At 43.1% G+C, this 10641-nt stretch carries 6 protein-coding genes; 2 read left to right on the forward strand and 4 right to left on the reverse strand.

From position 1 onward, the window contains the following. Positions 1-79: 79 nt before the first annotated feature. Positions 80-3478 (reverse strand): T9SS type A sorting domain-containing protein, encoded by a 3399-nt coding sequence (locus HY960_09300; GenBank protein MBI5215938.1) that lies wholly within the window; start codon positions 3476-3478, stop codon positions 80-82. 307 nt (positions 3479-3785) lie between these two features. Here HY960_09300 and HY960_09305 point away from each other — a divergent pair, with 307 nt between their 5' ends. Then, complete coding sequence (locus tag HY960_09305) at positions 3786-4853, forward strand: efflux RND transporter periplasmic adaptor subunit (protein ID MBI5215939.1); 1068 nt, start codon at positions 3786-3788, stop codon at positions 4851-4853. Between the two features lie 25 nt (positions 4854-4878). Further along, the gene (locus tag HY960_09310; GenBank protein ID MBI5215940.1) at positions 4879-7998 is read left to right on the forward strand and encodes an efflux RND transporter permease subunit; all 3120 of its coding nucleotides are present in this window, start codon (positions 4879-4881) and stop codon (positions 7996-7998) included. A gap of 119 nt (positions 7999-8117) precedes the next feature. Here HY960_09310 and HY960_09315 read toward each other — a convergent pair whose 3' ends face one another. The 3 genes from HY960_09315 to HY960_09325 form a co-directional block, all read right to left on the reverse strand. Beyond that, entirely contained in the window at positions 8118-8315 is a 198-nt protein-coding gene (locus tag HY960_09315) for a hypothetical protein (GenBank protein MBI5215941.1), read from the reverse strand. Further along, the gene (locus tag HY960_09320; GenBank protein MBI5215942.1) at positions 8312-8770 is read right to left on the reverse strand and encodes a PIN domain protein; all 459 of its coding nucleotides are present in this window, start codon (positions 8768-8770) and stop codon (positions 8312-8314) included. Before HY960_09320 ends, HY960_09315 begins: the two co-directional genes overlap by 4 nt. 315 nt (positions 8771-9085) lie before the next feature. Continuing rightward, positions 9086-10495, reverse strand: coding sequence for a caspase family protein (locus tag HY960_09325; GenBank protein MBI5215943.1), 1410 nt, complete (start codon positions 10493-10495; stop codon positions 9086-9088). Positions 10496-10641 lie beyond the last annotated feature (146 nt).

Raw genomic sequence — 10641 nt, forward strand, 5'->3', positions numbered from 1 at the left:
ATAAAAAAATGCTGAATATCTGTCCTCGCACAGGTATTCAGCATTTTGTTATACTGGTTTCACGACTTCAATCCCGATATTATTTGATTATCAGCATCTTTTTAATAGAAACAAACGATTCAGGTTTACTAACGTTATTCCCATGACTTACTTCAAGTTTGTAGAAGTAAACTCCTGAAGCAAAATTAGTTGCGTCAAATGGAATTTGATGTTGACCTACTTCAAATTCTTTTTGGTCAACTATGTTTGCCACCAACTGACCGAGAATGTTATAAATTTTCAACGATACAACTGAACGATTGGGGAGTTCAAATGCAATCGTTGTAACAGGATTAAACGGATTGGGATAATTCTGGTGGAGTTTGAATTCCGATGGTTGAGCGTTTTCTTGTATGCCAACAACGGTCGGGTTAAATACAAATCTGTCATCAGAGGTCAGAGCCTGATATGGATAGATGACTAATGTGCCGGGGCTTTCATTCTGAACATGACCTGTTATCGTACGCAACGAAAGTATGTACATAATTGTTGCTTTCGAGCCGACAGTCAATTCTTCTTCGATCGCGTTGGGTGGCATCGAAAATTGATTCGTTCCGGTTGAATCATATTCTTCGTCATAAATGAAAATAGGTTCGAAATGTTGCCATAAACCATCATTTCTAAAATCAAACCATGCCATAGTCAATTGACGTTTGCCGAAATGGACACGATGGTCCCAAACTGAAAATGGAACCTCCGTAAATGAGGTTTCTGGTTGAATAATAAATCCTCTTCCAGTTCCTGCCTGTCGTAGGCGGTATGCTTTCTGTTTTTGAGTAGAATCGAATTTCACTTCAACTATGTAATTATTAGTTGTATCGAAAACAGAATTAATTCTTGCAATATAAGAACTAACACTAAATCCAGGTGCAACACCAAAATTAAAAACTGCATAAGGTCCAAGGAAATGCCCTGAGCCCTGAATCCACTGTGGGAAGTCCGAAATCCATCTGGTTGAATCGTGACTCAGTCCTCCTTTCCTTCCCCAATTTTTTCCCCTGAACAATTTAAATCCATCAATAGCAGGAGTACCATGCCCAATATCATCAGGAAACGGTTGATTCAGGAGTAAGTCCCTCCCCTCAGAAATATCAGTCAGATTAAATCCTTGATTGGAGAGTGTATCAATTGAGTCAACAATGGAAATTAGATATTCATGGTCTTTAACATCAGAAGGATTTACAACTCTTACATCGAATGCCCATGCACCCGTCCCTTGTGTGTGGACTTGCGGAGATGAAAAAATTCTGAACGGTATATCCTGCACAGGAAAGCTAAAAGTTTGTCTCCATACATTTCGCTTATCATCCCGAATAATAACATCCATGCTCAACATCGAACTATCATAATCCGGCGGAACATTTAAAATGAAATATGATGAATCATCGTTCAAATTGTAAACCATCGAATAACTTGAATTATTTTCGACTTCAGGAACTGTCAGTATTCTATACCTTGGTTCCCACGATGGACTAACTCGAAGGTTACTTAAATTTACTGAGGATGCATTTTGAAATGTTAATAGATACCGGATATTTTCACCCGGATTTGCTACACCATCGCCATTGATATTATCAGAGACAATATTACCTGCTGCAACTGTCAATGGTCCGGCTGTAGTAATATCATCAGCAACATGTTGCCATGTGTAGCTTGAATTATCATTATATGAAACGTTTAAATTCATATACAATCCTTCTTCTTGTTGATTCACGAGAATCGAATTTCCATAGATATGGTCGCCAGCATTTTCATCATCGTGTAAACCATCATCATACAACTGGCCTGATGCAACATAAAAACCATTGTATTGTTTTATAATTACTCCAACCGATTGTACTGAAGTCGTATCAACATTCGCTTGAACTTTTACTATCGTTGGTTGACCGAGACTGAAAACCGTTCGTGCTGATGCAGTCGGGATAGTAGAAAAGGGAGTTGAAAACATGAAATCATAAAAGTATTGAACTGCTTCATCATTCGACTTCAAAACAGAAACGCTGTTGAGGTGGTCGAATCCTTTACCGCCAATGAGAGCAACAACTACTTCCTGTGTATCACCGAGAGCCATCGTAAATGGTCCTGATGCGAGAACAATTCGACGGTCACTCGGAGAATCTCTTCTACCATCTATCCATCCGCGTAACGTAATTGGGTCACCGGAAAGTGTATATTTTGTCGGCTGATTGGTTGTCGGATCAATGTGAGGTTCTTCCGGTGTAATCGGGCGCGGTCTGAATCCTCTAATTAAATTCCACCACTGAAGTGTACCGGCATATTGACCGAGTGTTGGGTCGGAATCATATCCACCAGCAGCAAAATATGCAAATGAAGTCATAGGTAAATTTGTAAATCCCTGACGGTAGCCGAAATCAAACCGAGCAGTTAGCCCGCTATATGGAACAATAGGACCCTGTAACAAATCATACCCTATAGCTGGAGGGGGAAGACCAAATTTCTGATATTCATTATCAGATGCTTGCGCATTATAAACGTATCCTAATGATAATGGCACATTACATCCGGCGTAATCATCACCATAATTTCCCAAATCGGGGTCGGACCACTTTGCAAGATACATTGAATCTATTTTTGCATTGGAGGGTGTTGTCGCCGTTCCTTTATATATCAATCTGTATCGTTGAAAGATGACATTTGCCAATTGGTCAGTCCGGTTATAAGCCCAGCAGGTAACTTGCATTTCAATACCTATCGGAGGTGAGCCGTAGAGCCCTGAAGTTGCCGATGCCCTCAAATCATTGGCAACAAACCAAACTACCTGATCAGCATTTGCACATCCGGGTTCATCCTTCGATGAGTTGTAAACAGCTGATGTTTCAGGGTCATATACTCCGTTATAATTCCTGTCGTAATATGGCGCTCCTTTTTGCCAGGGCCATTCAAGCCAATCTTTTTTGTACTGTTCACGAACTCCATCAATCATTGCTTGAGTTACAGAATCATACTTAACATCATATAGCTCTGCAGCGTCTTTTGATAAATCAGCAGTATTCCAATCTCGTCGGACTCGATATATTCGCACAGTCGAGTCACTTGGAGATTCAGCAACACCTTTGGAAACTATTCTCCCCGGAACCGTTCCATAATTATAAGTCTGACCTCCTACTCGTAGAATCACACTACTACTATCGCTGACCTTTCCTGCCCATACTAATCCACCGGCATACACCGCCGTGGCAGTTCCTCTTGGAAACGTAACACCGGAATTATCATCCTGTGGTCTTCGTTCCATTCGCCCGTCATCGCCAACCCACATAGAAATGTTGTTGATGTTGACTAATGTCGCACGAGGAGTTCCGGCTACCTGTGAAACATCCTTTTTGCGAGAAGATGTGGACTTACTTTTTATTTCTCCACTTCCCCAAACACTAAGAACAAAAATCATGATAATGACAACATTACTATGCACTCGCTTCATTATTACCTCAATAAGTTAACATTAATCTTGTTTGAACGGTTTGTTCTGTGAGGAACAAACATGAATAGTGTGCAATTGTAAGAATATCTTCTACGAAAGACAAATCTTTGTAATGAAAAGCATCAATGTATTTTTATTTTTAAGCGGATAGTTTACAATTTTCAGAATAAAATTAGACTGTCAATACATTTGTATTTCACTCCTTCTTTGGCTAATTTCATCCCGTGCTTTTCAGACAATCATTCACGGTCAATTCTCGTTTTGTTTTTCCGTAAGAGAAATTAGTTCTCATTTATTCATTTCAGTTATGACTTCAACAACCCGAAACCTCATTATCATCGCAGGAATATTCATCGCTCTCGTCGCTTGGAAATATTTCATATCCGATTCATCGAATGAAATCGCGAATGCTTCTGATTCCCGCAACAATAAACCTGCACAGCAAATCTCAGTTGAATTTGTCGTTGTTCAGCCGGAATCATTCAGTGAGCGGGTGCAAACGGTCGGAACAATTCTTTCAAACGAAGAAGTAGAAATACGGAGTGAAATATCGGGCAAAATTGAAAAGATATTGTTTACAGAAGGAACCAAAGTCAACAAAGGAGATGTCCTCATTAAAATCAATGACGATGAATTGCAGGCACGACTTCTTTCTGCACAATCCCGGTTGAAATTAGCCGAACAACAGCAAGAGCGTCAACATCAACTCTTTGAAAAGAACTTACTGAGTCAACAAGAGTTTGATGGGACCATTAACGAGTTAAACGTAGTCAAGGCAGAAGTTCAATTAGTCAAAGCGCAACTTGATAAAACCGAAATCTTTGCTCCGTTCGATGGCAATATCGGATTGAGATATGTGAGTGAAGGAAGTTATCTCTCTCCGACAACAATCATAACGACGTTGCAGGATTACAGTACGGTAAAAATTGATTTCACGTTCCCGGAAAAATATTCTTCGGAAATCAAGAATGGAGATAAAATATTTTTTACCGTTCAAGGAACAACGAAAAAGTTTTCCGGCTCCGTCTATGCAATCGCACCAAAGATTGACCCGGCAACGCGTACACTTCGCATTCGTGCCGCCAGCCCGAACAGCGATGGAGATTTAGTCCCCGGCGGATTTGCAAACGTGGAGGTTCAATTACAAGCGAAGGAGAGTTTAACTATTCCGTCGTATGCTGTGATTCCTGAGCTCAAACGCCACAAAGTGTTTGTGTGTGAAAATGGCAAAGCAATCGAGAGAGTAATCGAACTCGGAAACCGGGGCGATGAACGCGTGGAAGTAGTACAAGGATTACAAGCGGGGGATACCATCATCACCTCCGCGCTCTTACAACTACGTTCAGGGATGGATGTCCGTCCTCTCCAAAAGTAACTCGTATTGAAAAAGGAAACTGAACGTGAGTCTCTCCTCCATTTGCATTAAACGACCAGTAATGACAATCGTTTTGTCGGTTGTCATTCTTTTGTTTGGAATCATCGGCTTCACCTATCTCGGAGTGCGTGAGTATCCGAATGTTGACCCTGCCATCATCAATGTCAACACGAGTTATCCCGGTGCGAACGCGGACGTGATTGAATCGCAGATTACTGAACGGCTTGAAGATGCCATCAGTAGTGTGCCGGGAATTCGTTCCATCAATTCCACAAGCCGCGATGGAAGAAGTTCCATCACGATTGAATTCGAGTTAGAAGTAAATTTAGAAACTGCCGCAAACGATGTGCGAGATAAAGTCGCAGGCGCAGTCGGGAACCTTCCGCCGGATGCCGACCCGCCCGTCGTTGCAAAAGCTGATGCCGATGCTTCTCCGATAGTTATCATGAACATCAGCAGTGGAACGCGAAACTTGTTAGAACTGAGCAACATCGCTGACAGGATTTTCAAAGAACGATTACAGACTATTAATGGCGTCAGTGAGGTTCGTATCTTCGGAGAAAAGCGCTACGCAATGCGTCTTTGGATGAACCCTGCAAAACTTGCGGCGTACCAAATTACCGCACTCGATGTCCGAAGCGCGTTGAATGCAGAAAATCTTGAATTGCCTGCCGGACGCATCGAAGGAAACGATGTCGAACTGAGCGTACGAACGTTAAGCCGACTTCAAACAGTTGATGAGTTTAACAATCTCATTATTCGTGAACAGGACGGACAAATCATTCGTTTGCGAGATATTGGATTTGCTGAACTCGGTCCTGAAAACGAGCGAACTGTCTCAAAAGGATTGAACGGTCCTCGTGTTGCCATCGCTGTTGTTCCGCAACCCGGCTCAAATCATATCGCCATCGCCGATGAATTTTATCGCCGCATCGAACAAATCAAAAAAGAATTGCCGGAAGATATTGAACTCAACACAGCGTTCGATACAACCCGTTACATCCGTGCATCCATCGAAGAAGTGAAAGAAACAATCATTACTGCGTTCTCACTCGTCGTCCTTATTATCTTCCTCTTTCTTCGTGATTGGAGAACGACGCTCATCCCTGTCTTTGCCATTCCGATTTCTCTCATCGGAACATTCTTCATTATGTACTTGGTTGATTTCTCCATCAACGTATTGACGTTGCTTGGAATTGTACTTGCTATCGGGATGGTCGTGGACGACGCGATCGTTGTCCTCGAAAATATTTTCGCGAAGATTGAAGACGGAATGGAACCAATCGAAGCGGGCTTCAAAGGTTCGAAGGAAGTCTTCTTCGCCGTCATCTCAACAACCATTGCGCTTATTGCCGTCTTCATGCCGATTGTTTTTCTGCAAGGATTTACCGGGCGACTGTTTCAGGAATTCGGCATCGTCATTGGCGGTTCGGTTGCAATTTCCGCATTCGTTGCGCTCACGCTCACGCCAATGTTAAGCGCACGATTGATTAAAGCACACGCCAAGCACAATTGGTTTTACAATAAAACCGAACCGTTCTTTGTTAAACTCATTGCTTCGTATGAACATTCTCTCGATTCGTTCATGAAGAAACGTTGGCTTGCCTTTGTTATTATGCTCGGTTCAGGTGCGATGCTCGTTGGATTGTCGTTGATTCTTCCGCAAGAACTTGCACCGTTGGAAGACAGAAGCCGAGTTCGGATAACTTCCACCGCCCCGGAAGGAACATCGTTCGAGCGGATGGATAATTACATGGACGACATTATTGACCTCGTGCGTTCAAAAGTTCCGGAAGTTGATGCGGTCATGGCAAACACATCGGGGTTTTCCGGCGCGGCAAATTCGGGCTCAACACTTATCACGCTTGTTCCGCCGGATGAACGAGAACGTTCACAAAACGACATTGCTCAAGAGTTGTCCCGTTCCGTGCGGCAACTAAATGACGCGAGGACTATCGTAACGCAAGAGCAAACCATCAGTGTTGGCGGCGGCGCGGCACGATTCGGACTTCCGGTTCAGTACGTTCTTCAAGCGCCGAATCTGGAAAAGTTACGAGAGACGCTCCCCCGTTTCCTTGACGAAGTAAATAACAGTCCCGTCTTCAGCATTTCGGATGTCAATTTGAAATTCAACAAGCCGGAGTTGGTTATTGAAATCAAACGTGACCGCGCACGCTCGCTCGGTATTTCTGTCAGCGATATTGCACAGGCGTTACAACTTACACTCGCAGGTCAGCGGTACGGATATTTCATCAAAGACGGAAAGCAATATCAGGTCATCGGTCAACTGACAAGAGAGAACCGCGACGAGCCACTCGATTTGAAATCCATTTTCATCCGCAACCGGCAGGGACAATTGATTCAACTCGATAATGTTGTGACTGTTGAAGAGAATGCGAATCCGCCGCAGTTGTACAGGTTCAACCGCTACATTGCCGCAACAGTTTCTGCCGGACTCGCACCCGGTTACTCGCTCAGCGATGGCATCAAAGCGATGGATGAAATTTCTCATAAAGTGTTGGATGAATCGTTCTCGACTTCGCTCGCCGGCGCGGCTCGCGACTTTGCCGAAAGTTCATCAAGTCTCCTATTCGTGTTCCTGCTTGCGCTCGCACTCACCTATCTCATCCTTGCCGCTCAATTTGAAAGTTTCCGTGACCCGTTCATCATCATGTTCACTGTGCCGCTTGCGGTTGCCGGAGCGTTTCTGTCGCTCTGGTATTTCAGTCAAACGTTCAACATCTTCAGTCAGATTGGATTAGTGATGCTGATTGGTTTGGTAACGAAGAACGGAATTTTGATTGTGGAGTTTGCCAACCAACGAAAGGCGACAGGACTTTCCAAAATGGAAGCGGTCAAGAGCGCCGCCTCTGCCCGCTTCCGTCCGATTTTGATGACGAGTCTCTCGACCATTCTCGGCATCTTACCAATCGCTCTCGGACTTGGCGCCGGTTCCGAAAGCCGCGTCTCAATGGGTATCGCCGTCGTCGGTGGAATGATTTTCTCCGGCGTATTAACGCTGTACGTTATTCCCGCGATTTATTCTTATCTCTCGAAAGAGACGAAACTTAAACCGGAAAATGGAGAAGGGATGATTGAACCTGTAAAAGCGATGACGATGAGTTCAGAGATAGAGAACGTTTGAGGTGAGTTTCACTTGGAGGTCACGCCTGTCTGCTCTATCTACGATACCGTAGACGAGTTGTAAACCTTTGCTATATTCCCACGCTGATAACTTATTGGAGCCTCGGGAACGAGACTTTATTACATGAAATTACTTTCCGCTCTGTTTTTCTTTTTGCTTATCTTTTTCATGAACGGACCTAAAATCGGGTTAGCAAGCACAACAGAAATCTGATGGTTGTGTGCCTGTATATCTTCGATGTTTTCATATTCCTGCTGAATTATTTGCTGTATGTCCCATTTCATTTGAACGCAATCAAATTCTTTTTCTTTCTTCATAACTCGACAACTTCTTTTGGTGAGTAAATATTAATTGGCTTATAACCGTAAAGCAAATTCACTGCCTGGAATGACTGAATCTTTTCAAAATGTACTATGTGTTTGAAGTTCCAACTTACGACAAAATCTACTTGTGCGACAGAAGCGGTTGCTATATGCTCTGCATCGGAGATAGATGATGGTGATAAAATTCCCGCTTCAAGATACTTATCTCGAAGAAATCCTATTTCCTCAGTAAACTCTATGAATTCTATAAATTGAGGTGGTAACTCTGAAAGCACCATTTGAACGCGTTGAGGCGCCTTATGAAGCTCTCGTAAGGTCGTCGTTGAAATCACCAATGCAAACTTTCCTTCTGTTACTTCAGCAAAGAGTTTTTTGCTCTCCTTCTCAAACTCAACATCGAAACATCCGCCAAAGACCGATGTATCTGCATAGATTGAATATTTCTTCATGGCGTTGAAAATGTAAGAAGATTGCAGTTGAGTTACAAGGATTTAGCACTCCTCGAACTTTACCCGGAGGTCACGCTTGTCTGCTCTATCTACGATACCGTAGGTACGAGTTGTAAACCTTTGGCATGAGGCCATTCCGTGACCCAACCGTTCGTGTCACGGTGTGGGAGAGTGTCCGAGAACTACCTGTTTTTGTGTTTCGACTATTGAAAACAATTCAGAATCGAAATATTATTTTCGAAAAACCTAGTTCTCGGACAGTCTCATGGACCGTGACACCCAAGAAAAATTTTTAGACGCTACTGCCGCGATTTGTTAATACCAACCTAAACGATTCAAGATATTATCCGAATATTGTTTAGAAATTTCCTGAAAACGCTCAATTGAACCGCCGAAAAATCCCGCATTAAGAAGGTCCCATTTATTTCCCTGTGTTGATGCTTCGTTGACAAGTTGATTGAATGGACTTCCAGAGCCTCTTCGGTGTTTCCAACCAAAGCGCCCGACGGGCCCCCAAGCTATTTTAGATTGATGTGCATATTCAAGAGCATAGAGTAATTCAAATCTATCAAAGAGAGTCTCGTAATCTGTGCTAAGAAAAAAAAGATCGTCAAGGTCTGGTTGAAGGACTTTGAACAAATGTTCGCTCCTTGGAGTATAGTTCCTTTCGCGGCCAGGGATATGTTTGAAATTATCAACAGTTTCTGAAATGCCTGATGTAATAGCAAGAATAGCCGTTGTCTCCTGTTTATATCTATCAGGATCGGAGATTCGTGTATCAAAAATGGTTTTTAAGTTAGCATGATTTCCTGCTGCTAAGGCTGCGATGCCACATTTGTACATTAGAAAAAGATTAGGATACCATCGGAGACCGATCCATACAACCTTGCCAGAGGTTGCACCAAGTCTGCTGCTGAGCCGACGAATTGGTAGTGTTAGTATTTCTCGGTGTATAGTTGTTCCCCAGTAGGCAACAAGAGCTTGCACATTAGATAATTCAGAAAGTGCAGATTCATAAGCACCTAATCTCTGAATGAGTTGGTCTGGCGACCATTCGCTCGTTACTGGGAAATTGTCGTCTGCAGTTCGAGATAAAACTTCTCTGATTTGTTTTGAAACGAGATCGTTCAATTCTATTCTATGTCTCTCATCGCTTAAGAGTTCCTTTGTTTGTTCGATGACTGTCATATGTTTCTCAGTATTGTTCTGCGTGAGTACGGCAGGGATTGAAATAAGTAAATCTTCATCCTCCTGTTCTGCTTTTTGGAGAGTAGTGAGCTGTGGCGCGGAAAAAATGAAATCCCCGTCACCGTCCAGATAACCAAAGTGTGGTGTTTGATGTGAATCTCTGTCGCGAGCAACCATTTGATAGACATACGCCATAACACCATTCGCGGTAATTATACCAGCTGAATCAGCTCCCTTTCCTTGAAGTGCTTCAAGAAGGTGCCCAGTGAATACAGAATGCTCAGGAAGTGGACCTCCAGCGTCTGAGACCTGCTCGTCGGCCTTACCTGCAGTAAGAACTTGACGAGTGTGGCGCAGCAACATATCTTTTAGGAAACGAGTTGCACCAGGGCTGAGATGCCGTGTAATTGCTAAGCCACCATAACAAGCATCCATAATAAAAAACAGATGCTTTGCCTCAATTAAATCTGCATTCCTCGTCAAGTCGTCCCATCTTATGAGTTTCGCTAGATTGTTGGTACTACCGTCATACGGCACCAAGTATCCTTATCCCCGCTATAGACACCCCAATAATCATGTAACCTATTGAACAATAACGCGTATGACTGTTAGACGAATTCACCGGATGGGTGAAATATCAGGAAAATAGAACTTTTCACATTGATGCGAATACAAATAGTACC

This window comes from Ignavibacteriota bacterium, from assembly GCA_016212665.1.
GTDB lineage: Bacteria > Bacteroidota > Ignavibacteria > UBA10030 > SZUA-254 > FW602-bin19.

Excerpts from the sequence above, each read along its gene's own strand:
- HY960_09305 (MBI5215939.1), top strand. The coding sequence starts at position 3,786 with ATGACTTCAACAACCCGAAACCTCATTATCATCGCAGGAATATTCATC.
- HY960_09320 (MBI5215942.1), bottom strand. The coding sequence starts at position 8,770 with ATGAAGAAATATTCAATCTATGCAGATACATCGGTCTTTGGCGGATGT.
- HY960_09300 (MBI5215938.1), bottom strand. The coding sequence starts at position 3,478 with ATGAAGCGAGTGCATAGTAATGTTGTCATTATCATGATTTTTGTTCTT.
- HY960_09315 (MBI5215941.1), bottom strand. The coding sequence starts at position 8,315 with ATGAAGAAAGAAAAAGAATTTGATTGCGTTCAAATGAAATGGGACATA.